This window comes from Flavobacterium salmonis, assembly GCF_903819435.1.
Classification (GTDB): Bacteria; Bacteroidota; Bacteroidia; order Flavobacteriales; family Flavobacteriaceae; genus Flavobacterium; species Flavobacterium chungangense.
Window position 1 is genome coordinate 1 of the sequence record NZ_CAIJDP010000127.1, and the last position, 208, is coordinate 208.

Annotated in this window: 1 protein-coding gene; it reads left to right on the top strand. The window is 38.9% G+C overall.

Going from position 1 to position 208, the window contains the following annotated elements; translation table 11 throughout:
• Window positions 1-208: transposase (locus FLACHUCJ7_RS25200; protein WP_180910978.1), on the top strand; the 208-nt coding region annotated here is incomplete at both ends.

Here is a 208-nt window from a genome sequence, read left to right on the forward strand (position 1 = left end):
AGTAGATTTGTTAAAAATAGAAGGATTTAGCCATCAAACCTTACTTACATTAATGAGCGAAGTAGGTTTAGAAGGGATCAAAAAATTCGGCACAGCCAAGCAATTTGCAAGTTGGCTCAGACTTACTCCAAACAATAAAATAAGCGGTGGAAAAGTACTCAGCAGTCGCGTGCCAAAAGGGAGTAATCGCTTGAAAATAGCCTTACGA